We start from the raw sequence: 24,528 nt of genomic DNA on the forward strand, positions 1-24,528 counted from the left end.
TGGGCCATGCTTCACAGGTCGGGGATCAGGCCGGGCCCGACGCCGATCCCCAGCACATCCCCGCGGACGGCAGCCACGAACTGTCCGATCTCCGCTGCAAGAACATCCCAAGTGACCGGCGAGGTCCATGTGCCCGGCTCGAAGACGGAGCCGACCCGCCACCCCTCTGCCGACCCCATGATCCGCACCGCACCCAGTTCCGCGTAGGACATCGAGTCGAAGTCGAAGTCACCGCGCTCGCCGTCCGACCGGTGAAGCCAGCCCACCAGAGCGCGCGCCAGCTCAGCCACGGGGAACAGCTTCTCCGCAAACACCACACGGTCGCCATCCCGGATGACCAGGTCGGCCTCAATGTCCACGAGCAGAACTCCGACAGGCGCCGTCTCAGGCTGGAGGCCACGCCGGTACAGATCCGGCGCACCCACGTTCTGGTACGCGAACCTCACCGACATCTGGCCCTCCCGAACGTTCAAGGGCCACAGATCCACAGGCCACCCAAGCCGTAAATCCTACCAAGCAGCCCTGTAAGGCTCGCTACAGGAAAGCGGGACAGCCCTCAGTGGGCGGGTTTGCGGGCCAAATTGCCCAACCATTCGTCATGGCAGGCGCATTGCGCACGGGCCTGCCGTGACCCCGGGGTGGGGCCGGGGTCGACGGCAGGCCGGTGGGGGTCAGGCGGCGCGGCCGGCGCGACCCCGGGTGAGCATGTCCAGCTCGGTGCTGAAGCGGTCCAGGGCGGCGGCGATCCACGGCAGGCGCTCCGGTTCGTCGGCGGCCAGGGCCGAGCGGCGGTCCTGCGGGGTGGTGCCGTAGAGCAGGCTGGTGGCCAGGCGGAGGGTCAGGGTGGTGTCGGGGTCGCCGAAGGCGCTGCCTGGTAGCGCGGCGATGCCGTGGTGGTGGAGCAGGTGCGTGGCCAACTCGGCGCTCGTGTGGATGTCTTGGGCGAGGAGGGCCTCGCGTTGGGGTGCGAAGTCGGGGTAGAGGTAGAAGCCGGCCTGCGGGGGGCGGCAGTGGGCGCCCGCGGTGGTGAGGCGGGCGTGGAGTGCGGTGGCGATGCGGGCGTGCAGGTGGCGGGAGGCGGTGAGGTGCGCGCGGATCTCCGGCGGTTCGTCCAGGGCGTGGGCGGCCACGGACTGCATGGGTGCAGCCAGGCTGGACCAGATCTCGCTGGCCACTCCGATCAGTTCCTGGTGCAGGCGCCGGCCCCAGACGCCCGGCGGGGTGCGGAGGTAGCCGATCCGCCAACCACCGAGGGCGAGTGACTTGCTCAGGCCGGTGCTGACGACGGTGCGTTCCGGCAGGTAGTGGGCCGGGCTGGGGGCGGTGCCGCGGTGGCACAGTTCCGCGTAGATCTCGTCGCTGATGACCGTCAGTCCGTGGGTCTCGGCGAGGGCGCAGACGGCGCGTACCTGTTCCGCGGGGGCGACGGTGCCGGTGGGGTTGTCGGGGATGGTGAGGATGAGAGCCCTGGGACGGGCGCCGCGCTCAACTCCTTGTCGCAGGGCGGTTGCGAGGTGTTCGGGGTCGGGGATGCCGCCGGCCTCGCGCGGGGTGGGGACCCAGATGGTGCGGCGCCCGAGGACGGTTGCCTGGGCCGCGTAGGAGACCCACGAGGGACGGGGCAGCACGACGTCGCCGTCGAGGGCGGCGAGCAGGGCGAACAGCAGGGGCTTGCTCCCCGGGGCGAGCAGGATCTGGTCCGGCTCGGTGGGCAGGCCGCGGCGGGTGAACCAGCCGGCCGCGGCGGTCCGGGCCTGTGGTGAACCGGCCACGGGGCCGTAGCCGTTGCGTTGGTGGGCGTCGGTGAGTGTCTGGGACAGTCCGGTGGGGATCGGCAGGCCGGCCTCGCCGAAGCCGAGGTGCAGGACGTCCTGTCCGGCCTGCCGGCGGGCGCGCACCTCCTCGTCGATCGCCAGGGTCGCGGAGTGCAGGGTCATGGATGCCACCTCCTGTGCGTCTGCCGGCGGGGCGCCGGAGACGTGGGATTGAAAGGTCGACCGGGCACCGACCGGCGGGGCCAGTCTCCTGCACCCCGCCGGCGCCCTCCACGCGACTGGCCGACCGGGTGACGACCGCAGCGTCCCGCCGAGGTCGTCGCTGAGCCCGTCGTGCGCGGCCGGTCGCGCCGGTGTTCCGTGGCGACTTGCGATGCCGTGCGTCCCAGAGTGCCCGAACACCTAGCATCGGCAACAGCACAAGATGGCGAGGGCGAGAGTAAGGAAAGCTGATGCTCGATCTGCGACGGCTGGACATCCTGCACCGGTTCGCCACCCGCGGCACCATCACCGCCACCGCCGCCGACCTGGGGTACTCCCCCTCGGCGGTCTCCCAGCAACTCGCCGCGCTGGAACGGGAGGTGGGCGTCGCGCTCATCGAGCGCACCGCCCAGAGCGCGAGCCTGACGGACGCCGGGCGCGAACTGGTCGAGCATGCCGCGGGCATCCTGGACGCGGTCGAGACGGCGCACAGTCGGATGCACGCCCGCGCCGGCACCATCAGCGGTCGGGTGTCCATCAGCTGTATCCCCGCGTTGGCTCCGGTCCTGGCGCCGCACCTGGCCGCGCTACAGGGTCAACACCGCGAACTGGCCGTGGTCGCACACGAGACGGGTTCGACCACCGCCGCCGCGGCCGTCATCGACCGGCGGTACGACCTCGCCGTGATCGATGACTGGTCCGCTCAACCACCCACCCACAGCAACGGCCTCGCGGTGCACCACCTGCGGCGCGAGGAGGTGGGACTGGCCGTCGCGGCGGACCATCCCCTCACCCGGGCCCCGCTCCCGATCTCCGCGGCCAGGCTGCGGGAGGCGGTGCACAGTCACACCTGGCTGTGCGCGCCGGTCGGCCAACTCTCCCGTACCGCTGGGGACTTGCGCCTGGCCTCCGTCGATGCCGACCCCGCTCGACGCTGGGAGTTCGAGGGGTTGCACGTGCTGGCCGCGCTCGTCGCCACCGGCGCCGGCATCGCCTTCCTGCCCGACGATGTCGCGCGCGCTCAGCCCGGGCTCGCCGCCCTGCCGCTCGCGCCGCGCATGCACCGCACCATCCTGGCGCTGACGCGTCCCACGACGCGCGAGGATCCGGTCATCGCCGCCTGCCTGGGCGCGGTGCAGGAGGCGATGCGCCGGTAGCAGGCTCCGCCTCCCCGTGTCAGTTGCCGCGCCAGATGTTGTCGAAGGCGGCCTGCTCGATGGCGCGGCGTTGGCGCAGGGCCTCCAGTTCCATCAGCGCGCCGTGGACCGCGGCGAGCACGGTGTCCACGCCGTTGTCGTCCACGCTCGGCAAGTTGGACGGGTCCGGGGCGGGCCCGTCGCCCTCCTCCGCCTCCCCGTCAGCGGCGATCCCGACGGCCGCGGCGAGGGCGGTGAGGACGGGCTCGCCGGAGGCCAGGCGGTCCACCGCCGCGCGCCGGTCCGGTGTGTCGGCGAGTACGTAGTGATCGGCCCTGAGGTGGAGGCCGCGGCGACGCTCCCGGCTGAGCACCCCTTCCGTTGCCAGGCGCGCCCGGTAGGTCGCGTACAGGCCGTCTCCCCTGCGCCACAGCCAGTCACTGATCGTCTCGTACGGTGCCTGGCGCACCAGTTCCATGGCGGCCTCGTTCAGCAACGGGTCGTCGATGGTGGGGCGGTAGCCGGGCACGATGCGTTCGCCGTCGACGGTCAGCGCCCCGGCGGTGAGGAGGTCGATCAGCTCGCCGCCGGCGAGGGCGAGCGAGAGGTTGCCTTGAGGCAGGGAGCGGCTGGAGACCGCGTCCGCGGTGACGATCATCAGGTCCCGTGATGCACTACTCATCCGGTTCTCTCCCAGGTGCGGGGGCGAGGGCCCCTGCATTCCAGCACACCAGTTGCGTCCCGGTCGCGCGCGCCGAGGGGAAGGGCGGGGCGGCCGTCCGTTCCAGACAGGCAATCGCCGTTGCGGGGACCACTGCGAGAAGAGATCGAAGGGGGTTGGGGGGCGGTTCTCCCAGATGTGGTGGGAGTCCTGTTCGGGGTAGCGGGCGGTCGTGGAGGTGGTGTCCAGGACGCGGGTGAGCTGGTGGTCCGGGTGGTACGCGGGCCAGCCGGGGTCGCCGGTGGTGGCGAAGCGTATCCAGGCCCGGTGGAGTTCCCGTGACACCGCGCGGGCCTCGGGGGTGGGTGGGTCGCCGAGGAGTTCCCGACCGTTGGGGCTCCCCAGCGTGTCGAACGCCAGCGGCACGTCGAGGCTGTGGCAGGCGCCGAACAGACCACCCAACGCCGGTGCGGTCAGGCACAGTTCGAAGAGGAAGGAGGTGCCGCCGGCCGCGGCGTTGGCCCGGGCCGGGGTTCCTGAGGAGGCCCCCAGCGTTATCTGCCAGTTGTATTATGTCAAGCGTATGGGAATGAGGGGGGCGGAAACCCGTGCGGGGGTGGAGCACCGGCCCCACCCCCACACACGAGTTAACTCCTCATCAACTGGCCGTCGTCCGGCGGTCGATGACGGTGCGGAGCTTTCCGCTGGTGGGGGTGCGCTCGAAGGCGGACGTGGCGGCGGTCTCCACCGTGCAGTCGAGCAGCGCCTCCGGGCCGACCGCCGAACCGAGTTCGGGGATGTTGGCCAGCAGCGCGGCGCGGGCCGCTTCCAGGTCCGGTGCGTAGGCGGTGTCCAGACGGACGGTGAGCCGTTCGCGGTCGGCCTCGGAGGTCAGGATGAGCTGCAACTCGCCGCGGTAGCCGAGGTGTTCCTCGGCGATCTGGGTGAAGCGGCGGTAGTTGAAGTGGTACGTGCCCATGCGGAACACATCGCCGTACCGTCCCAGGAGTTCGATGCGCGGGGTGTGGCTGCCGCAGGGACAGACCCCGTCGACGGCCCGGCCCAAGTCACCGATCTGGTAGCGCTCCAGGCGCTGGCCGGCCCGGGTGCGGGTGGTGAAGACCAGCCGGCCGGGCTGTCCGGCGGGGGCCGGGCGGTCCTGTTGCGGGTCGAGGATCTCCAGGGTGTGCAGGTCGGTCAGGACGTGGTGGACGGTGCCCCGGGCGTGGGCGCACTGGTAGCCGAGCGGGCCCAGGTCGGTGCTGCCGTAGGCGGCGGAGCGGATGACCTGGACGCCGAACTCCTCGGTGAGGATGCGGCGTTGCTCGGAGGTGAAATGTTCGCCGCCGTAGAAGACCTTGCGGATGCCGCCGTAGGAGCGCAGCCGGTCGCCCTGGGCGTGGAACAGCTGCCACAGGTAGGAGGGCATCCCGAAGAGGGTGTCCACGCGGTAGTTGACCAGGGCGTTGGCTATCGCCTCGTGGTCGGGTCCGGCGGCGATGGGGATCTGGGTGGCGTTGAGGCGTTCCAGGATGGAGAAGAAGCTGATGAAGCTGCCGTACATCTCCCCGCAGTAGAAGAGGTTGGCGGCGCGGTCGTGGGCCGGGTCGAAGCCCGCGGCGATCAGGCCGTTTCCGGAGGCGCTCATCTGGGTGTCGTAGTCGTCGCAGGTGAAGACGGACAGCGCCGGGGCGCCGGTGGTGCCGCCGCTGTGGAAGTAGAGCTGGGCGTGCTCCGGTGCCAGAGTGCGGATCTGGGCCTGGGCGGCCGCCTTGTCCATGAGCGGGCCGGTGGGTGGTGCGGGCAGTGCGGCGGGGGCGATCAGGTCGTCCAGGCACGGGGTGGTGGTGAACTCGACCTCGGGGGCCTGGACGCTGACGCGGCGGCTGTAGCGCTGGAGGGCGTAGACGCCGTCGTGGGGTTCGCCGTGGTAGCCGTCGAGCATGGCGCCGAGCGGGGTGATCCGGTCCACGCCCGCGGTGATCAGCGTCCTGGACAGCTGCGCGATGTCGCCGCGGTTGCCGCCGATCGCGGCGGTCTGGAGGTAGCGGCGCATGGGCCGCAGGGTGGCCACGGCGTCCCGGCGGGGCAGCGGCTTGATCCAGACGGTGCGGTGCAGCGGGGAGGCGGTCAGGGCGGGGCGGGTGTCGGCGAGGACCCGCCAGCTCCCGTCGTCCGCGGTCAGGACCTTGGTCAGGCCGAGGTGTTGCTCGGCCCGGGCGACCAGCTCGGTGGTGGTGAGCTCGGCCTGCTCGGCGGGGTCGGCGTCATCACTGTGGGGAGCGGGGTACTTGGCCGAGACCTCGTCCAGGACCGCGGCGAACTCCTCGGCGAAGGCGAAGAGTTGGCTGGCGCAGTCGGCTTCCGGGTCGGTGTCGAGGTAGATCACCTGCGGGCTGGAGCATGCCTGTTGTTCGAGTCGGCAGACATCCTCGGCCAGCGCGACGAGGGCCGCCCGGTCCTTCCAGGCATCGCGGGTCAGATAGCCGAACGAGATCTTGTGGCCCCATTCGACGAGCCGACACCCGGGAGGGACGAGCGCCGCGACGCCCGCCACGGCGTCCTCGCCGCCCCATACGGCCACCGCGTCCGCGGGCGCGCACAGCAACCGCATCAGGTCCTGACGGCGGGAGGAGAAGCGCAGGGCGATGATCCGGCGGCCGACGGCTCCGGTGGGGTCGGCGGCGGCGATCTCGGCGAGCAGGTGCTGGGCGAGCGGGGTGTCCGTGCTGCTGGTCTTGAGGACGTTGACATTGCCCGTGAGCAGGCCCTCCACGACGCTCAGCGGGGCGACCCCGGCGGCGTTGCCCGGGGCGATGTGGACGAGCAGGCCCACCGGCGCCCATGCCTCGTAGCGGGTCTCGCGGGCATCGGGCCTGGTGAGCCGTTCCGGGCGCGGGCCGCCGAGCTCGCGCCGGAGTTTGCGCTCCAGGGCGGGGCGGGCGAGGGCGTCGGCGAGTTCGGCGAGGGTGGCCGCGGCCTCCGCGCGGTCGGGTCCGTCCGCGACGTCGGCCTGCTGGTCCATGAGGCGGGCGTGCAGGTCGCCGTCCGTTTGCCGCAGTGCCTGGCTGACGGTGTCGCAGGCCAGCAGGACCGTCTCGGTGGACAGCGGCTCCGCCAGGACGCCCTCGACCAGGGCCGGCAGCTCGGCGAGCCGCTCGGCCGCGTCGGCGTCGTCGATGAACGAGCCCTGCCAGTAGTGGAGTTGACGGGTCATGACATTCCCTTCAGGAGTTCCGCGGCGGCCACCGCGCAGCTTCGGTTGCGGCTCACCCCGGCGCGGCCGTGGATGGTGAACCAGGGGGTTTCCAGGGCGCAGCCGCAGGCGTCCCCGGGGTGCAGGGAGGCCAGGTCGCCCATCACGACGCTCTGTGCCGGGACGGAGGTGATGTACGGGGAGACCAGGTGGAGGTAGCCGGGCCGGTCGTACGGCAGGGGTTCCAACGTCCGGGTGTCGCGGATGGCGGCGCGGGACCAGACCGGTACGTGCAGGCGGTGGTGGTCGCACTCGATGTACGGCACGCAGTGCTCAACGGAGCCGTAGGTGTCCCGGATCCGCTCCCCCGGGATGCCCAGTTGCTGCGTCACCGCATCGTAGAACTCCCCCTTGGGGATCTTGCGGTCGGCGTGGCCCTTCCAGCCGCCGCCGAGGATCACCAGGGAGCCGGGCGGGAGTTGGAGGGGCTTGATGCCCGCAGTGCGCATCCGTTCCAGGGTGAAGTGCAGGAACGCCGGGAAGCCGAGGATGCGCACCGGCAGTCCCTCCTCGGCGTAGCGGTGCAGCGCATCGATGCAGCCGTGCACGTCGAACTCGTGGCTGCTGCCGGTGTGGCGCAGGGCGTGGGTGGTGTGGCGCGCCGGGGCGAAGTCGCACAGGTAGTTGTCGGTGAAGGAGGTGCCGACGCGGAGTTGGGGGGCCGGTTCGTAGCTGTAGAGCAGGTAGTTGACGGGTTGTTCGGGGGTGATCCATCCGTAGTGGTCGAAGATGCGGGCGACCATGCGTTGGGCGGAGCGGATGGTCCACTGGTCGTAGAACATCTGGGACTTCTGCCCGGTGGTGCCCGAGGAGGTCAGGTGCAGGAAGACCTCGTCGCGCGGGATGGAGAGCACCTCGTGCCGCTTGAAGAAGTTGGCGTGCAGCAGCGGGGTGCGGGTCTGCGGGCCGACAGTCGGGGCCGGGGTCTCCGGGGTGTCTGCGAGGAGGGACCGGAAGAGGTCGGAGCGCTCGGCGTGCCAGGCGTTGGTCTCGGCCATCGCGGCGGCGAACAGGGCGTCGGCCTCGGGCCCGGTGGTGTAGGGCGACGGGAGGTCGCAGAGTTGTTGGACGTGGGCCAGGGTCGTCGGGTCGGGGACCTCGACGGGGGCGAGATGGGTGTTCATCGGGCAACCTCGTGCTGGGGCAGATAGGTGGAGGCCCAGGCGGTCAGGTACGCGCTCAGGTAGGGCTGAATCAGCGGGCTGACGGCTGTGGTCCGAAAGTCGATCTGACGGTCGGTGCGGGAGAGGACGACGTAGTCGTGGAACCGGTCGCCGATCCGGCGCATGGCCGGGTAGCAGGCGCTGGGGACGAACCCGGCGTGCAGGAACGCCCACAGGCCCTCGGTGTCGGACAGCGGCACCAGCGTCTCGACGTAGTCGGCGCCGGCCCGACTGAGCGTGGCCATCAGCGAGTTGAGGGCGCCGGTGGCGGCCGACGGGTGCGGGTGCACCGCGACCAGGGCGCAGCTGCTGGCCGCCGGGTCGAGGTCGGCGTAGATCTCGAACGCGCCGTCCGGCGCGGTGAGCACCGTGTTCGGGGCGCGCAGCGGCGAGTAGGCGCCGGCCGGGTCGGGGAAGAGCTCGCGGAAGCGGCGGCGGACGAATCCCGGGGCGGTGATCACTTCCAGGGGTGTCTGGGTGCGGGTGGCCGCGGGGGCGGTCAGGACCGCGGTGGGTGCCGTGGCCGTGGCCAGGCCACCGGACGGGGAGAACGGTGTCGGGGCCTGGTCCGCCACAGCCGGTGCGTGCGCCGCGGCGTAGGGGACGCCGGTGCTCTCCTCGGCCGCGTGCAGCAGTGGCACCAGTGCCTGGGGGACGGCCGGCGCCTGTTCCCGGAGTCCCAGGACGCCCTCCGCGTAGCAGGCGAACAGCGCCAGGGTCTCGAAACCGGAGACGTCGGCGGCGTTGGGCAACAGGCCCAGCGGCCGGTATCCGTTGCGGGCGACGACGCGTTGGGGTGCCTGGGTGACCATGCGGACGGTGGTGTAGAGCGAGTCGATGGCGCCGGTGCCGAGGGCGTCGGCGGTGACCGCGCCGGTCAGCCGGCCGGCCAGGCCGCCCTGGCGGTGGCGCGGGTGTACGGCCAGGCCGACGAGTTTGCCGACGCGGTTGCCGCGGTCGGTCTGGACGACGACGGAGCCGGCCAGTTCGCCGGTCTCGGTGCGCGCGACGAGCCAGTGGCAGTGCGGGTCGGTGATCAGGCGGTGCATCACGGCCGGATCGCTGCCCAGTGGCACCGGGTAACCGTGGCCGTAGACGTCGAAGTAGAGCTGTCGGAGTTCGGCGATGTCCTGGGACGTCGCCGGGTGAAGGGTCGTCATGAAGCCTCCCCCAGAGTGGTGTTGGTGACGGCCGACAGGGCCGGCGCGGCCACGGCATCCTCAACGACGGCGTCCTGCGGTGGTGCCGTGCGCCGGCCCAGCCACCACAGCGCGGCGGCGAGCGGGACCAGTCCGAGGGCCTGTACCAGGCACAGGGTCTGTGGCGAGAGGTGGTCGCCGAGGGCGCCGAAGACCAGGGAGGACAGCGGGAAGGTCGCGCCGAGCAGGGCCTGCATCATGGCGAAGAACCCGGGCTTGTCCGCTGCCGGGACCAGTCGTTGGAACAGTGCGACGAACCGCACGCCGATGACGCCCACGCACCAGCCGGCGACGGCCAGGGCGCACACGGCCGCCGAACGGTCGGCGAGCAGCCCGGGGGTTCCCAGGGCGACGGCCATCAGTGCCAGGCATGCCCCGCCGATGGTGGTCGGGGATCCGGGCAGTTTGGCGCCGGTGAACGAGCCCAGGAGGGCGCCGAGGCCCAGTGCGGTTTCCAGTGCGGCCACCGTGGATCCCTGTGCGTGCAGCACGCCCCGGGAGTACAGGGGCATGACAACATACACGGCGGTGCTGAAGACGTTCACCGCGGCGAAGCAGAGCAACACCCGGCGGATGAAGGGGTGTTCGGCCAGGATCTGACGGAGCGTCCGCGATGCGGGCCCGCCGTCGGACGGCGCGGCCTCATCCGGTGGCGTGGCGGCGCGGGGAAAACGGGTGAGGAACACCAGCGCCGCGGCGGCGAGATACGCGCCGGCGCATCCGGAGACGATGCCGGTCAGGTCCCAGGCATCCACCACGAGCGGTCCGAGCAGCCCGCCGGCCAGTCCGGCCAGGGACTGGGTGGCCAGTTCGAAGCCGGTCGCGGCCTCGATGTCGGCGTCGTCGACGAGTTCGGGCACCGAGGTGGTCAGGCACGGGTCGAAGAGTGCCTGGCAACCGGCGAGCAACAGCGCGGCGCCGTACGCGACGAGGGTCGGTGGCGGTGCGAGGTACGTCCACCCGGCGGTGACGGCCGCGACCAGGCCGGCGACGGCGGCCGCCACTGCCATCACGGTGCGGTGCGGGCAGCGGGCGATGACGCCTGCCACCAGCGGGGCGAGCGCCACCGCGGGCAGCGTGCTCACCGCGAGGAACGCCCCCGAGGCCAGACCGCGGTCGCCGGTGCCGACAGCGGCGTGCCCGACGATCCACCACACCACGCCCACCTGGAACATCCGGCCGGCGGCCTGGGTGAGCACCTGCGCGGCCCAGACGGCGCCGAAGGCCCGGTTGCGCAGGACGACCGGGAGCCGGCGCGGGGCCGGGGTCGCGCTCATGAGTGCGGCCGTTCGTCGATGACCCGGAGCAGCTTGCCGGTGCGCGCGTTGACGACGAGTTCGTCGTGCCGCACCCATTCCACCGCCAGCGGGTGGATGCGCCCGGCGTCGACCTCGTCGGCGTACATCGGGCGGGCCGCGTCGATCTCCTTGGCGATGGCGGCGGCCAGGTGCGCCAGTTCGCTCGGTTCGGCGTTGTTGCCGGCCGCGACAGGCGCGTTGAGGCGCGGCCCGCCGTCGACGGCCAGCCGCAGCACCAGTCCGTCCCGGCCGTCCCAGCGGCGCACCACGAGCTGGGTGCCGATCACCCGGCCGGTCGGGTCGGCGGCCCGCACCAGGTCGTGCACGTCCTGCGTGTAGAGGGACACCGCGCCCATCCGCACGCCCTCCTCGGCCCGGCCGAGGACGCGGAAGAGCCCGGCGGCCACATCGGTCCACTCGGCCCGGTCGCCCACGGGGTAGCGGATGATGGGCATCAGACGGCGCCGCAGGTCGGTGACGACGATGCGGCCCGGGACACCCTCGCGGGTCAGGGGTTCGCCGGTGTCCTCGTCGAGGATCTCGACGAGGGTGTGCGGCGTGAACGTGCGGTGCACGCGGGGGTCCGCGCCGGGGACGGCCTGGCCCAGGAGCCCGGAGTCGACGCCGGCGTAGCCGATGGAGCGGGCCTGAGCCCGCGGGAACGCCCTGCGGAGCAGCGGCCGTTGGTCCTCGAACAGTCCCTCGCCACCGAAGAACAGCAGCTCCACGCCGGGGAGTTGGCGCCCCTCGCGCACGAGGTGGTCGGCCAGGCCGCAGAGCGTGGTCGTGGTGCCGGCGACGACGTCGACGTCGAATTCCTCCAGCGTGTGAACGGTGGAGGCGAGCGGTGCGCCGCCGCCGATGGGCAGCCGCACGTTGGCGACGGGTGCCCGGTGGAGGGAGTCCAGGATGAAGGTGAAGCTGGCGTAGAGCTCGCCGGCGTAGAAGAGGTCGGCGACCCGATGGCCGGGGCGCAATCCGGCTTCTACCAGTCCGGAGCCGAACGCCGAGGTGAATTCCCGCCATTCGTCGCGGGTATAGACGGAGAACTTCGGCGCGCCGGTCGTGCCGCCGCTCTTGAAGACCACCGCCTCGTCGAGCGGCCCGGTCAGAAGGCCGTTGTCGCGTGGCGTATTGGCTCGCCAAAATGCGTCGTGGGGAACGACCGGGAGCTCGGTTATCTCGCTCACGCGGTCGGGTAGCCCGGCGTAAAGGTCCCGGTAGAACAGGGAGTTGGCACGCACGAAGCGTACGAGTTCCGTTAATGTTTGAACGGGCATAACATTCCTGCTTTTCGGCATTCCGAAGACCCGGAACCGCGGGGTGTGCGGCACCAGTTCTTGACGTGTTTCTGCGGCAGAAGGCATGGCTAGGCCCGTTCCGGGCCGCCCTCACATGCCTTACCGCACGGGTTACTTCCGTCGGTGATGCTATGTCATGTGGCTTGTTCCAGCCGACAATTGTCACCACCGTAAACGGGATTTTTACCAACCGAGATCACATCGGATGGCCCACCCATCCATCGGGTTCCTCCTGTTTACGGTGACGTACCTCACCGCCGATTTATGGAACCGTAACCGCCTTTCTGAGCGACCACAGCGACCCCCGCTTACGGCGACGACAGGGAAACGCGATCCACTCCCGCCGACCGGCCATCAGGATATTCGGTCGCGAAATAGCGTTGGGCCACCGGCTGTACGCAGGCCGTGAAAACCAGCCAACATCCGCGAGCCCGGGAAAACCATCCGCGATGCGAAACCGCCAAGGTCACGCAGCCCGGAGGGAAAGAGTGAGAACTCGCTTAACAGCACGGGGAGATGAGCATCGGCGCAGCGCCGACCGGGTGGGGTGCGCGCGACCGCCGGGGCCGAACGCCCCTCTTCGGCGCGGGAAAAGCGCCTACCCCGCCGGATGACGTCCCCGACCTGAAGCCACCCGCGCTCCGCGGAGGGCCGGCTCGGGCAACTGACCAGGGCCTCGACCGCCCGTGCCAAAGGGTGCCTAGATCGCCAACTCGCCGGTGACAAGCCGACGTTCAGCCCGACACCCGACACCCCATGGCGATCACTTCTCCGCTTCCAGCGGTGGCCCGTCGCGGGCAGCGACCCTCGCGCGGCCCCCTACCGCGGAGCGCGCTAGCGCATCAACCAGCGCATGACCATGGCATGACGAGGATCGTCACACCATCCCCACAATGTGTCCGAATACAGCCTGGACTCCCCGCTCCCCCGAGAACTACCCCCGCCGCACGCCTGCGCTGGCTTCGGCTGGGGTCGTCGCGGCGGAGTGGTTGCGCAGGTCAGATCGGATGCGTTGGGGTCACACGTCGCCCCGGACGAGGGCGTGCAGATGCTCGTCGTGCCAACCGTCCGCGTGCAACAGTGCGCTGCGCATGGTGCCTTCGAGGGCGTAGCCGGCCTTGGCCGCAACCCGGCAGGAGGCCGGGTTGGCCACCGAGTGGCACAGGCGTAGGCGGTGCAGGCCGAGGTCGTTCAAGGCCCATTGGGTGAGGCGTTCGGTCGCTTCGACCGCGACGCCGCCACCGCGTGCTGCCGGCAGGATCCAGTAGAAGATCTCGGCGCTGCCGGCCCTGAGGTCGATGTCGCCCCACCCGATGAGCCCGAGGGCCTCGCCGTCCGGCCGCGCGATCGCCCAGATCGCGCTGAGCTCCGTCCGCCAGCGCCGGTGCATGGCCTCGATGCGCCGGCGGGCCTGGTCCGTTGTCTCCACCAGAAGGCGGTTCCACTGGCGAATCGCCGGATCGTGACTGGCGGCCACCAGGGCATCGGCGTCGGAGAGGCGCCAGGGGCGCAACTCCAGACCGCACGGCAGCCCGAGCACCGGTTGGGCACGCCGGGCCAACTGCCCTGCGGGAACAACGGGTGCCGGGACGGGAGGGAGAGAGGTCACCATCGCAGCATCGTTGCACGACCATCAACTCCCTTGTCCCCACTACCGGTTAGGTCCTAGATCGACTCTACGCGTTCAACCCGGCCAATCCGCCGCCTATCTGACTGGGTGACCGACTGGTTCGCCGACTGGTTGCTCGACTGACCGCTGGACCACCGCCTCGGGGAGCAGCGCCCGACCGCCACCGGGAGTGTTCAAGGCCACTGGACAACCGGTTGGCCGGGCGGCTAAATTTCTGGCCATGCGGTCAGAAAATAATCCGAGCGGCCAACCCGGCGACGGGGAAGACCGGAAGGCGGAACGGGGACGCTCGGTCATCGAGAAGGTGCGCCGGGCCCAGATCATCGAAGCCGCCATCGAAGTCATTGCGGAACGGGGGTTCGCGAAGGCTTCGATGGCTCAGATCGCTGCGCGGGCCGGCGTGAGCAAGGGCGTGATCTCGTACCACTTCGCCGGCAAGGAGGAGTTGATCGAGCGGACCGTCGAGGAGGTCTACGAGGGGATCGGGGCGTTCGTCACCGCCCGGCTCGCGGGGCAGACCGGCACGGACGCCTGGTTGCGCGTCTACATCGGTTCGATCGCCATGTACATGGCCGACCACCGGCCCCAACTCACCGCGCTCGGCGAGATCTTCACCCACGCCCGCACCGAGACCGGTGCACTGCGGTACGGCGTGACCTCCAGCGAGCCGCTGTACACCCACGTCGAGAACGTCTTCCGCGAGGGCCAACAGCGCGGTGAACTCCGCGCGTTCGACGCCCGCGTCATGGCCGTCACCCTTCAGGCCGGGATCGACGACATGTTCGCGTACTGGAGCGCCCACCCCGAGCACGACCTGATGGCGCACGCCCACGAGCTCATCGACCTCTTCTGGCGCGCCACCCGGGCGGACGGTCGGACAGACAGTCAGACGGACCACGCTGCCGAAGCCTGAACAGGGCACGGCAGGCACCACACAGAACAGAAAACAGAACGGGGGAAGATGTCGATGACACACGACGTCGGGCGCACGAGGGCGCCCGCCGACCAGGCACACACGGCAGCAACACCCAGGCCAGCACGCCTCTCTTACGTCGACAACCTGCGCATCGCGCTGACGGCACTGGTGGTGCTGCACCACGTCGCCGTCACCTACGGCAACATCCCTGCCTGGTACTACACCGAGCCGGCCACGGACGGGAGCGGCCTCGTCCTGGACGCCTTCGTCACCCTCAACCAGGCGTTCTTCATGGGCTTCTTCTTCATGATCGCCGGGTACTTCACCCCGGCGTCGTACGACCGCAAGGGCCCGCGGCCGTTCCTCCGCGACCGGCTCAAGCGGCTCGGCATACCGCTGCTCCTCTTCCTGCTGTTGATCCGCCCGATCACGGACTTCGGCGGCTATCTGCACCTGCGGGACGTCTTCGCGCAGCGCGGTGACCCCCTCCCCTACTGGATCTACTACCTCGCGAGCTGGGACGCGGGCCCGATGTGGTTCGTGGAGGTGCTGTTGGCGTTCGCCCTGGTGTACGTGGCCATCCGCCGGCGTGCCGCACGTCGCCTCCAACACCCCACCGGTGGAACGGATTTCGGACGATCGCCGTCCATCGACCCGCCGACGGTTGACCGGTCGACGCCCCGGGCACCCCGGCCGCGCACGATCGTCTTCTTCACGGTCGGCCTGGCCCTCGCCACGTACGGCTGGCGCATCCTCGTACCGAACGACATGACCATCCCCTTCCTCGGACTGCCCACGCCCAGCTTTGCGGTGCAGTACGCCAGCTTCTTCGTGCTCGGCGTGCTCGCTTACCGGCGTGGTTGGCCGCAGGCGCTCTCCCGTCGGGCGGGCCGCCTGGGATTCGTCGTCGCGACGGTTGCGACCCTCGCCTATCTCCCCGTGCTCGTCACGGCGAAGGACGGGACGCTCAACGGTCACGGAAGCTGGCAGTCGCTGGCGGGTGCCGCCTGGGAATCCGCGTTCGCGGTGGGCATCGTCCTGGGCTTGACCGTGGTGTTTCGTGAACGCCTCAACCGCCAGGGCCGATCGGCCGCGTTCCTCTCCCAACACGCCTTCGCGGTGTACGTCCTGCACGCGCCGGTGCTCGTGGCGCTCGGGCACGCCTTCGGCTGGCTGCACGCCCCGGCGGTGGCCAAGTTCGCGGTGGTCGCGGTGCTCGCGCTGCCGCTGTGTTGGGGGCTGGCGTATCTCGTTCGACGCCTGCCGCGCGCGGATCGGGTGTTGTAGGCCGGTTCGCCTCGCACCGCCCCTCCCCTCCCCCACGTGGCGATCCGACGTAGGCCGAGTAATTGGAGGGCACCTCCGGTAATCTCGATGGCCCGCGGCCCAAGCCGCGGGCCATGGCGGCTTCTTGGGCTCCTCGGGGCCAAGGGAGGACGGATGATTCTCGTAACAGGCGCGACCGGCACCATCGGTCGGCATCTCGTGCGGGCGCTCGCCGAGTCCGGCACCCGCTTTCGCGCGCTGGTGCGGAACGCGGCCAAGGGGCGGGAGTTGGGCTGTGAGTGCGTCGTCGGGGATTTCGACGACCCGGCATCAATGGCCGCCGCGCTACGCGGCGTTGACCGGCTGTTGCTGAACAGCGGTGGCGCGCTGCCCGTCGCCGGGCAGCAGCCGATGGTCCGGCAGCAGACCACCGCCATCGACCTGGCGCGGGCCGCCGGCGTCGCGCACGTGGTGAAGGTGTCGGCGTGGCGCCCCGGCCCGGGAGCCAAGCTGTCCGTGCGGGCGCACTGGGAGATCGAGGAGCACCTCAAGGCATCCGGGTTGGGGTGGTCGATGCTGCAACCCACCGGCTATATGCAGAACTTCTTCACCGGCGAAGGCGGCTTTGCTCACGGGGGCGCCGTGGCGGGCCCGTACGGCACGGGTCGGGTGGCGTACATCGACGCGTACGACGTCGCGGCCTGTGCCGCCGTGCTGTTGACGGGCGCGTCGAGGGGCAGCGCCACGTATGCCCTCACAGGTCCGGAGGCCCTGACGCATGGGGAGATCGCCGGGAAGTTGGGGGTGCCGTTCCGTGATCTGCCGGCCCAGGCAGCCGCCGCGGAACTCCGCGCAAGAGGGCTGCCCGACTGGTTCGTTGAGGATCTGTTGGAGCTCTACGCGGAGTTGGCGTCCGGCGGGATGGCCGAGGTGACGACGGTCGTGCGGGAACTCGTGGGGCGGGAGCCGCGGACGTTCGATGAGTTCTTGGCCATGGGGGTGGGGTAGGGGCCGGGCGTCCTCGGGGTGATTACGATGTGCGGCATGGGCGTTTCCTGAGTTGAGCGGTGTTCCGCGGACCACGGTCAGCGGCCCGGTGCGGTGAGTGAGTCAGCCAGTGACTGGCTCAGTGCCTGCGTGCCGGGCTTCAACTCGGCGTGCCTGCGCGCTTCTTCAGGAGACAGTTACCCATGTCATTTCGCTCAGCCTGTCCCGCCCTTGACGAGCGCATCGCGCGGTTGCGGCGGCTCGCCCAGTCGGAACCGTTGCTCGACGGCGTTCTGTTGTACGGCTCGTGGACCCTCGGCGAGGCCGATGCCCATTCCGACATCGAGGCGTATCTGTACGTCCAGGACGCCCACGTCGACGACTTCGACGGCCCGGCCTTCCTGCGGCAACTCGCGCCGCTCAAGCTGGCGTACACCAACATGTACGGCATCCTGGCCGTCGTCTTCGACGACCTGATGCGGGGCGAGTTCCATCTGACCGCGGCCGGGCCGGGGATCGATGAAGTGCCCACGTGGCAGGGGATGGTGCACCTGCCCGACCCGGAGGCCGCGGTGCTGTTGGACCGCACGGGCCGACTGGCCCGGGCCGCCCGGCAGTTGGCGCGGTTCCGGCCGCCGGAGCCGCGCACCACGGCCCAGCAGCTCGTCAACGAGCTGGCCAACTGGACGTTGATGCTCGCCCACGTCCTGGCCCGTGGTGAGACGGCCCGGGCGCACGCCCTGTTGCACACCGTCGTCGCGCCCCAGCAGTTGCAGCTCTGCCGGCTCCTGCGCGGCAGCACCGCGCACTGGCTCACCCCCAGTCGCGCGCTGGAGCGCGATCTGCCCGCCGCCGACCGGGAGCGCTACGCGGCCACCACCGCCCCCGCCCAGGCACCGGACACGCTTGCCGCCGCGCGTCACAGTTGGCGTTGGACGCGGGAGCTCAGCGCCGAGGCCGCCGAGCGGTGGGCGGTGTGCGTGCCGGGTGAGCTGTTGGACGACATCGGTCGGCTGCTCGGAGGCGATGGCTGAGCGATGGCTGAGCGATGCGCAATCCCCCGCCCCGCGGTGTGGGCATGGCCGCGGGGCGGGGTCCCCTCAGGAGTAGGATTTTCAGGGGTAAGGGATGTGCGCGCGGCTGTGTGACGGGTGGCGGTGGCGTGCGGTGGTCGTGTGAGGGGACGGGATGGCGCAGCGCAGGGCGACGGCGGGTGGGGATGCCGTGGCGAAGGTCATCGAGGACTGGGCGCGGGAGCGCCCGGAGTTGGACACCGCTCCGTTGGAGGTGCTGGCCAGGCTGCATCGTTCGTTCCTGCGGTACAGCACCCGGCTCACGGCGTCGATCGAGCGTCATGGTCTCTCGGTGGCCGGCTTCGATGTGTTGACCGCGCTGCGGCGGTCGGGGCGGCCGTACCGGTTGACCGCGGGCCAGCTCGCCGATTCGGGGCTGGTGTCGTCCGCCGGGGTCACCTTGCGCATCGACCGCCTGGAGAAGGACGGGCTGATCGTGCGGGAGCGGGACGCGGAGGACCGTCGGGTGGTCTATTCACGTCTCACCGACGAGGGACTGGCGGTGGTGGACGAGGTGTTTGCCGAGCATCTGGACAACGAGCGGCGGATGTTGGGCGGGATGTCGCCGGCCGAGTGCCGCCAGCTCGCGCGGCTGTTGGGCAAGCTGGAGCACTCGATCCTGGCGGCGGACGAGGACGTGCCCGACTGACGGCACGTGCCTGGCGTCACTCGGGTGTGGCGGGGGTGGCCTGTTGTTGGGCCTGGGCCCAGTACAGGCGGCGCAGTCGGACCACGCCGAGGTCGTGTTGGTAGAGGTTCTCGTGTTGGTCGGCGTCGGTCGGCATGGCTTCGAGCATGGTCCGGTCCTGTTCGAGGACCTCCCAGTGCCGTTCCTCGATGAGGGTCTTGTAGAGGAAGCGCCAGGTGTCGCGCTGCCAGCCCTGGACGCGGCGGTAGCGCCAGAAGAAGACGCCGGTCCGTTCAACGTCCACCGGGCAGGTCATGCCGACGATGCCGAAGGGGCCGCCGGGTCCGGCGGAGGGCGGGTACGGGATGGTCAGGTCCACCCAGTCGACACCGGTGCGGCACAGCTCGACCCAGTCGAAGTTGACGCCCCGTTGGTCGGTCTTCTCGAAGAAGTAGCCGCGGTCGGTCTCGCGGATGCGGAACTTGGCGGTGGTGTCGCCGTCGTACATGGTGTGCGACTCGCGGTGCAGGAACGCGCCGTGCATGGGGTCGAGGAGGTTCTCCATGACGTAGCGCCAGGGGGCGTTCCACTCGGCGTAGCAGAGGATCGGTTCGATGTCGGGGTCGTCGAGGGGTTCGGGGAGGGTGAGGGGGACGGGTTCGGGGTGTTGGTCGTCGCCGAAGTAGGCGAGGATCGCGCCGGCGACCTCGCGGACCGGGAGCGAGGGGACCAGCTTCTTGCCTTCGAGGGCGCAGCCGGGCAGGCCGGGAACGGACGAGACGGTGCCGTCGGTCTCGACCTCGACGCCGTGGTACCAGCAGGCGACGCGGTCGCCGAGGTGCTTGCCCAAAGACAGTGGGGCGCCGCGGTGCGGGCAGCGGTCGGCGAGCAGGGCGGGGGCGCCGTCTGCGCGGCGGAAGAGCAGCCACGGTTCGCCGAGGGCGGTGATCTTGCGCATGGCGCCGGGGGCGAGGGAGGCGGAGGGGGCGACGGGGTGCCATTGGTTGCGCAGGCCGTTGGCGTAGATGTGCGCGGCGGTGTCGGTGGTGGACAGCGGCATCTCAGGCTCCCAGGCGGTGCATCTCGGCGCGGAAGGACTCTTCGGTCCACGGGGTTCCGTCGGGTGCGGGTACCTGACGTGCGTTCAACCCGGCGATGACGTCGTTGAGTTCGTGGCCGTCCTGGGTGAAGACCTGTTCCAGGGTGGCGGCGAGTCTGCGTTCGTAGGGGGTGGGTTCGTGGGTGCGGGACTGGTGGGGGTCGAGGTGGGGCCAGGGGGTGGTCATGGGGGCCTCCGGCGGTGGGGTCACAGGTCGAGGACGAGGCGGGGGGTCGCGCTGCGCGAGACGCAGATCATCATGGTGGCGTTCGCGGCGTGTTCGGCTGCGCTGAGGAGGGAGTCGCGGTGGTCGGGGGTGCCGGCGAGCACCCGGGTCTCGCAGGTGCCGCAAATGCCGTCCCGGCAGGAGCTGTTGACGGCCAGTCCGGCGTCCTCGACGGCTTGCAGGATCGAGGTGTCGGCGTCGACGGTGAGGGTGCGGCCGGAGGCGCGGCACTCGACCTCGAACGCGGCGTCCTGGCCGGCGTGTTGGGCGGGGCGCGGGGCGAAGCGTTCCAGGCGCAGGCGCTCGGCGGGGCACCTGGCTTCGATGGCGGCCAGGAGGGGTTCGGGGCCGCAGCAGTAGACGAGGGTGTCGGCGGGCAGGGGGGCGAGGGCGGCGTCGAGGTCGAGGGGTCCGTCTTCGTCGTGCGGGACGAGGGTCACCTCGCCTCCCAGGGCGGCGAGTTCGTCGGCGAAGGCCATCGAGGCGCGGCTGCGGCCGCCGTAGAGCATACGCCAGTCGGTGCCGCGTCGGGCCGCCTCGCGGGCCATGGCGAGGAGGGGGGTGATGCCGATGCCGCCGGCGACGAAGAGGTAGCCGGGGGCGTCCTCCAGGGCGAAGTGGTTGCGCGGCGTGGAGGCGGTGAGGGTGTGGCCGGGGCGCAGTTGGGTGTGGATGTAGCGCGAACCGCCGCGTGAGGAGGGTTCGTTGAGCACGCCGATGCGGTAGGTGGTGGGGGTCTGGGGGTCGCCGCAGAGGCTGTACTGGCGGGTCCGGCCGTCGATCTCGATGTCGAGGTGGGCGCCGGGGGTCCAGGCGGGGAGGGGTTTGCGGTCGGGGTGGACGAGTTCGAGTGAGAGGACGCCGTCGGCCTCCCAGGTCATGCGGTGGACGGTCAGGCGCAGCGGCGCCGCCTCGGCCAACTCGGTTGACTGCTGGGCCGTTTCGGAGGGCTGACGGGGAATTTCGGATGGTGGTCGGGGCATCTCGGCCGGCTCCTCACTGTCCCGGGATCTTCACGGGTGGGGTGAACGGGTTCTTCATCGGACCCAGTGTCGTCAGGTCGACCTCGACGAGCACCGGCCCGTCCGTCGCGAGCGCCGCGTCGAGCGCGGGGCGGGCGTCCGCTGCGGTGGCTATCCGTCGGTAGGACAACCCACAGGCGGCGGCGAGTTGGGCGAAGTCGGGGGTGGTGAGGTCGACGCCGGAGCGGCGCTCGCGGTGGGCGTCCTGCATGTTCCGCAGGACGCCGTAGCCGCCGTCGTTGAAGACGAGGAGGGTGAGTCGGGGGCATTCCTGGGCGAGGGTGAGGAGTTCGCCGAGGTGGACGGCGAGGCCGCCGTCGCCGGCGAGGACGACGGTGGGGGTTTCGGGGCGGGCGAGGGCGGCGCCGATGCCCATGCCGAGGCCCTGGCCGATGCCGCCGCCGCGGGGGAAGACGTTGTCGCGCGGGTCGTAGAGCTCCAGCAGGCGGTTGCCCCAGCTGCTGGACGGGATGGTGACGTCGCGGGCGACGACGGCATTGCGCGGCAGTGCGGCGCGCAGCGCGTCGCAGATCGCTGCCTGGGGGCCGATGGTGTCGTGCAGTGCGGCCCGCACCTCAGTGCGGACGGTGGTGATCCGGTCGGTCCAGGCGAGGTCGGCCCGGGTGGCGTGCGGCAGCAGCGCGGTGAGGGTGTCGGTGGCGTCGCCGTGCAGGGGGTGTGAGGTGGGGTAGACCCGGCCCAGTGCGGCGGCGTCGAGGTCGATCTGCACGTGGGCGGCGGGGAGTTCGAGCGCGTAGTCGGCGGTTTCGTTGGAGCGGAAGTGGGTGCCGACGGTCAGCAGCACGTCGGCGTCGGCGAGCAGGGCGCGGGCCGCGGGGGTGGTGGCGAAGTTGCCAATGACGTGCGGGTGGTCCTCGGGGACGGTTCCGCGGCCGGAGTTGGAGGTGAGCAGTCCGGCGCCGGTGGCGGTCAACAGGTCGGTGAGCGGGGTGCGGGCGCGGGTCGCGCCGCCGCCGGCCCAGATGAGGGGGCGGCGGGCGGAGGCCAACAGGGCGCCTGCGGAGGCCAGTTGGTCCGGGGTGGGGGTGGGTGGTCGGTAGGTCGGGGAGGGGGCCGGGGTGTCGGTCTGGGGTGCGTATTGGAGGTCGATCGGCCATTCGACGCTGGCGGGGCCGCGGGGTGGGGTCAGTGCGGCGCGGGCGGCGTCGCGCAGGGTGCGGCCGGCGTCGGCGGCGGAGGGCACGGTGGCGGCGTGGGTGGAGACCGCGGCCAGCATGCCGAGTTGGTCCTTGGTCTCGTGCATGGCGCCGCGGCCGCTGCCGAGGTGGTGGCGCTCCACCTGGCCGGTGATGTGCAGGACGGCGGTGCCGGCGCTGAGCGCTTCGATGAGCGAGCCGGCGGCGTTGCCCGCGCCGGTGCCGGTGGAGGTCAGGGCGCAGCCGATGGTGCCGCGGGCGCGTCCGTGGGCGTCGGCGGCGTTGACGGCGGTCGCCTCGTGGCGTACGGGGACGAAGCGCAGTGCGCGGTCGACGGCCTCAACCAGCGGCAGGTTGTGCACGCTGACGATGCCGAAGACGGTGTCGATGCCGAGTTCTCGTAGGACGGCGACGAGGAGATCGCCTCCGTTGGGGTAGCGCATGGGGCTCTCCTCAGAGGATGGAGCGGCCGACGCCGCCGCAGACGTCGATGCTGGTGCCGGTGATGTAGGAGGCGCGGGGCGAGAGGAGGGTGACGATGGCGTAGGCGGCCTCCTCGGCGCGGCCGAGCCTGCCCAGCGCGATGCCGCGGTCGGTGGCGAGGTGGCTCTGCCAGTCCTGGTAGGTCTGTGGGGTGTGGGCCGCGGCGTGCCGGCGGGTCCATTGGCCGGTGTCGATCAGGCCCAGGCAGACGGAGTTGACCCGGATGCCTTCGGGGGCCAGTGCGGTGGCCAGTGACTTGGAGAGGTTGAGAATGCCGGCTCGGGCGGCGCTGGTGGTGATCAGGCGGGGTTCGGGCTGTTTGGCGAGGACGGCGTTGACGTTGACGATGCTGGGTGCGGAGGATGCCGCCAGGTGGGGGCGGGCGGCGTGCAGGGGGTTGAGGACGCCGTGGAACTTGAGCTCCAGTTCGTCGCGCCAGTCGTCGGCGGTGGACTCGTCCAGGTTCTTCATGCGGGACTGGCCGGCGTTGTTGACGAGTCCGTCGAGGCCGCCGAAGGTGTCGGCGGCGCGCTCGGTGAACGCCCGGACGGCGTCGGCGTCCCGCACGTCGCACGCGCCGGTCAGCAGTCGGTCGCGGTCGAGGGTCGCGGCCGCGCGGGCCAGCCGCTCGGCGTCGCGGCCGCAGGCGGCGACGTTGGCGCCCTCGTCGAGGAGGACGCGGACGGTGGCCAGGCCGACGCCCGAACTGCCGCCGGTGACGAGGATGGTGCGGTCGGCGAGGCCCAGGTCCATGCCGGTGGTCTCCTTCGTTAGTGCATGGTGAAGCCGCCGTTGACGGCGATCACCTGTCCGGTCAGGTAGCGGGACTCCTCGCCGAGCAGAAAGGCGACGGTGCCGGTGAGGTCGTCGGGCTGTTGGGGGCGGGAGATGGCGCGGTGGGTGCGATAGAGGGCGTGCCGTTCGGCGGGCACGGTCTCGGTGGCCTCGCACTCGGTCAGGCCCGGGGCGAGGGCGTTGACGGTGATGCCGCGGTCGCCGAGTTCGCGGGCCATGGCCCGGGTCAGCGCGAGCACGGCGCCCTTGGAGGCGACGTAGTGGGCCAGGCGTGGGGAGCCGTACAGGGCGGCGTCGGAGGCGAGGTTGATGATGCGGCCGGGGCCGCCGTGGGCGAGGAGTTGCGGCAGCAGGGTCTTGGCGACCAGCCAGGGGCCCCGCGCGTTGACCGTCATCAGCCGGTCCCACTCCTCGACGGTGAGGGCGTGGAACTCCTTGCCGCCCACGCCGTTGGCGAGCGCCGCGTTGTTGACCAGCCCGTAGAGCGGGCCCAATTCCCGTACGAAGAGGGCTAGTTGTGCCACCGACTCCGGGTCGGCGACATCGCAGTGGGTGTGGTGGGCGTCGATGCCCTCGGCGCGCAGTCGCGCCTCGGCGCTCCGGCCCCGCTCCCCCGCCAACTCGGCCAGGACGACCCGGAAGCCGTCCCGGCCGGCGCGGCGGGCGAGGGCCAGTCCCAGGCCACGGCCCGCCCCGGTGACGACGACGGTCCGTTGGCCGGCCGGGGGCCGCTCAGTCACGGGTGATTCCGTGCATCGGCGAGTGCTCGGGGTAGGTGGGCACCTGGGGCTTGCGGGTGCCGATGATGACGCAGAACAGGGCGTCGGTGTCGCCCTCGTTCTTCAGCGAGCGGGCCACCCCCGCCGGGACGACGATCATGTCTCGGTAGCCGAGGGTGCGGTACTCCACCTCGTCCTCGCCGCGGTGGATGCCGACCCGCACCCGGCCCTCCAGGACGAAGAAGGCTTCCTCGACGTCGTGGTGGGTGTGCTCGGGGCCCTCGGCGCCCGGCGGCAGCAGCATGTTGGAGAAGGTGAAGCCGCCGGAGGGCAGGATGCGCCGGTCGCCCTCGTGGTTGCCGGTGGCGCCGGAGCCGACGTAGCGGATCTGTGCGCGGCGGTACTGGTCGCCGGCCTTGGTCTGGAAGGCGAGGGTGTGCCAGTCGGGCTCGCGGGAGTCCTTGGTGGCGATGAGGGAGTCGGTGTATGCGGCGAGGTCGCCGCCGTTGTCGTAGGCGGTGGTGGTCAGCGGCATGG

At 71.1% G+C, this 24,528-nt stretch carries 22 protein-coding genes; 6 read left to right on the plus strand and 16 right to left on the minus strand.

Annotated elements, in window-relative coordinates; translation table 11 throughout:
- Window positions 1-11: 11 nt before the first annotated feature.
- A complete protein-coding gene (locus tag ACFVFQ_RS04050; RefSeq protein ID WP_383408232.1) occupies window positions 12-452 on the minus strand; it encodes a hypothetical protein in 441 nt (146 codons plus the stop codon).
- A 219-nt stretch (window positions 453-671) separates the two neighbouring features.
- On the minus strand, window positions 672-1,937 hold the full coding sequence (locus ACFVFQ_RS04055; protein WP_383408235.1) for a pyridoxal phosphate-dependent aminotransferase: 1,266 nt from the start codon (window positions 1,935-1,937) through the stop codon (window positions 672-674).
- A gap of 290 nt (window positions 1,938-2,227) precedes the next feature.
- Here ACFVFQ_RS04055 and ACFVFQ_RS04060 point away from each other — a divergent pair, with 290 nt between their 5' ends.
- Complete coding sequence (locus ACFVFQ_RS04060; RefSeq protein ID WP_383408238.1) at window positions 2,228-3,133, plus strand: LysR family transcriptional regulator; 906 nt, start codon at window positions 2,228-2,230, stop codon at window positions 3,131-3,133.
- 19 nt (window positions 3,134-3,152) lie between these two features.
- Here ACFVFQ_RS04060 and ACFVFQ_RS04065 read toward each other — a convergent pair whose 3' ends face one another.
- The 7 genes from ACFVFQ_RS04065 to ACFVFQ_RS04095 form a co-directional block, all read right to left on the minus strand.
- Window positions 3,153-4,235, minus strand: coding sequence for a GPP34 family phosphoprotein (locus tag ACFVFQ_RS04065; RefSeq protein WP_383408241.1), 1,083 nt, complete (start codon window positions 4,233-4,235; stop codon window positions 3,153-3,155).
- 196 nt (window positions 4,236-4,431) lie between these two features.
- Window positions 4,432-6,990 carry an acyl-CoA reductase gene (locus ACFVFQ_RS04070; RefSeq protein WP_383408244.1) on the minus strand — a complete coding sequence of 853 codons (2,559 nt, stop codon included), beginning with the start codon at window positions 6,988-6,990 and terminating at the stop codon, window positions 4,432-4,434.
- A complete protein-coding gene (locus tag ACFVFQ_RS04075) occupies window positions 6,987-8,153 on the minus strand; it encodes an acyl-protein synthase (RefSeq protein WP_383408247.1) in 1,167 nt (388 codons plus the stop codon). The genes ACFVFQ_RS04070 and ACFVFQ_RS04075 overlap by 4 nt, the downstream gene beginning before the upstream one ends.
- Window positions 8,150-9,352 carry a GNAT family N-acetyltransferase gene (locus tag ACFVFQ_RS04080; RefSeq protein ID WP_383408249.1) on the minus strand — a complete coding sequence of 401 codons (1,203 nt, stop codon included), beginning with the start codon at window positions 9,350-9,352 and terminating at the stop codon, window positions 8,150-8,152. The genes ACFVFQ_RS04075 and ACFVFQ_RS04080 overlap by 4 nt, the downstream gene beginning before the upstream one ends.
- On the minus strand, window positions 9,349-10,668 hold the full coding sequence (locus ACFVFQ_RS04085; RefSeq protein ID WP_383408252.1) for an MFS transporter: 1,320 nt from the start codon (window positions 10,666-10,668) through the stop codon (window positions 9,349-9,351). Before ACFVFQ_RS04085 ends, ACFVFQ_RS04080 begins: the two co-directional genes overlap by 4 nt.
- The gene (locus ACFVFQ_RS04090; protein WP_383408255.1) at window positions 10,665-11,969 is read right to left on the minus strand and encodes a phenylacetate--CoA ligase family protein; all 1,305 of its coding nucleotides are present in this window, start codon (window positions 11,967-11,969) and stop codon (window positions 10,665-10,667) included. The genes ACFVFQ_RS04085 and ACFVFQ_RS04090 overlap by 4 nt, the downstream gene beginning before the upstream one ends.
- Window positions 11,970-13,008: 1,039 nt before the next feature.
- Window positions 13,009-13,602, minus strand: a complete 594-nt coding sequence (locus ACFVFQ_RS04095) for a GNAT family N-acetyltransferase (protein ID WP_383408258.1) — start codon at window positions 13,600-13,602, stop codon at window positions 13,009-13,011.
- Window positions 13,603-13,840: 238 nt separating this feature from the next.
- Between ACFVFQ_RS04095 and ACFVFQ_RS04100 the strand changes: the two genes are divergently transcribed.
- The 5 genes from ACFVFQ_RS04100 (at window position 13,841) to ACFVFQ_RS04120 (ending at window position 18,511) form a co-directional block, all read left to right on the plus strand.
- Window positions 13,841-14,533 (plus strand): TetR/AcrR family transcriptional regulator, encoded by a 693-nt coding sequence (locus ACFVFQ_RS04100; protein WP_383408261.1) that lies wholly within the window; start codon window positions 13,841-13,843, stop codon window positions 14,531-14,533.
- A gap of 54 nt (window positions 14,534-14,587) precedes the next feature.
- Entirely contained in the window at window positions 14,588-15,823 is a 1,236-nt protein-coding gene (locus tag ACFVFQ_RS04105) for an acyltransferase family protein (RefSeq protein ID WP_383408264.1), read from the plus strand.
- A gap of 153 nt (window positions 15,824-15,976) precedes the next feature.
- Complete coding sequence (locus tag ACFVFQ_RS04110) at window positions 15,977-16,810, plus strand: SDR family oxidoreductase (RefSeq protein WP_383408266.1); 834 nt, start codon at window positions 15,977-15,979, stop codon at window positions 16,808-16,810.
- 182 nt (window positions 16,811-16,992) lie between these two features.
- Window positions 16,993-17,823 (plus strand): nucleotidyltransferase domain-containing protein, encoded by an 831-nt coding sequence (locus ACFVFQ_RS04115; RefSeq protein WP_383408269.1) that lies wholly within the window; start codon window positions 16,993-16,995, stop codon window positions 17,821-17,823.
- A 154-nt stretch (window positions 17,824-17,977) separates the two neighbouring features.
- Window positions 17,978-18,511 carry a MarR family winged helix-turn-helix transcriptional regulator gene (locus ACFVFQ_RS04120; RefSeq protein WP_383408272.1) on the plus strand — a complete coding sequence of 178 codons (534 nt, stop codon included), beginning with the start codon at window positions 17,978-17,980 and terminating at the stop codon, window positions 18,509-18,511.
- 16 nt (window positions 18,512-18,527) lie between these two features.
- Here the strand turns inward: ACFVFQ_RS04120 and ACFVFQ_RS04125 are convergent, their stop codons facing one another.
- The 7 genes from ACFVFQ_RS04125 to ACFVFQ_RS04155 all read right to left on the minus strand — a co-directional run bounded on the left by ACFVFQ_RS04125 (window position 18,528) and on the right by ACFVFQ_RS04155 (window position 24,526).
- The gene (locus tag ACFVFQ_RS04125) at window positions 18,528-19,550 is read right to left on the minus strand and encodes a Rieske 2Fe-2S domain-containing protein (RefSeq protein WP_383408275.1); all 1,023 of its coding nucleotides are present in this window, start codon (window positions 19,548-19,550) and stop codon (window positions 18,528-18,530) included.
- A 1-nt stretch (window position 19,551) separates the two neighbouring features.
- Window positions 19,552-19,776 (minus strand): recombinase-like helix-turn-helix domain-containing protein, encoded by a 225-nt coding sequence (locus ACFVFQ_RS04130; RefSeq protein WP_383408278.1) that lies wholly within the window; start codon window positions 19,774-19,776, stop codon window positions 19,552-19,554.
- Window positions 19,777-19,796: 20 nt separating this feature from the next.
- Window positions 19,797-20,696: a PDR/VanB family oxidoreductase gene (locus ACFVFQ_RS04135; protein WP_383408945.1), complete on the minus strand. Its 900-nt coding sequence runs from the start codon at window positions 20,694-20,696 to the stop codon at window positions 19,797-19,799.
- A gap of 115 nt (window positions 20,697-20,811) precedes the next feature.
- Window positions 20,812-22,437: a thiamine pyrophosphate-binding protein gene (locus ACFVFQ_RS04140; protein WP_383408281.1), complete on the minus strand. Its 1,626-nt coding sequence runs from the start codon at window positions 22,435-22,437 to the stop codon at window positions 20,812-20,814.
- 10 nt (window positions 22,438-22,447) lie between these two features.
- A complete protein-coding gene (locus tag ACFVFQ_RS04145; RefSeq protein WP_383408284.1) occupies window positions 22,448-23,230 on the minus strand; it encodes an SDR family oxidoreductase in 783 nt (260 codons plus the stop codon).
- A 17-nt stretch (window positions 23,231-23,247) separates the two neighbouring features.
- Window positions 23,248-24,012 carry an SDR family oxidoreductase gene (locus tag ACFVFQ_RS04150; protein WP_383408287.1) on the minus strand — a complete coding sequence of 255 codons (765 nt, stop codon included), beginning with the start codon at window positions 24,010-24,012 and terminating at the stop codon, window positions 23,248-23,250.
- On the minus strand, window positions 24,005-24,526 hold the full coding sequence (locus ACFVFQ_RS04155; RefSeq protein ID WP_383408290.1) for a cupin domain-containing protein: 522 nt from the start codon (window positions 24,524-24,526) through the stop codon (window positions 24,005-24,007). Before ACFVFQ_RS04155 ends, ACFVFQ_RS04150 begins: the two co-directional genes overlap by 8 nt.
- Window positions 24,527-24,528 lie beyond the last annotated feature (2 nt).

The organism is Streptomyces sp. NPDC057743 (genome assembly GCF_042798755.1).
GTDB lineage: Bacteria > Actinomycetota > Actinomycetes > Streptomycetales > Streptomycetaceae > Streptomyces.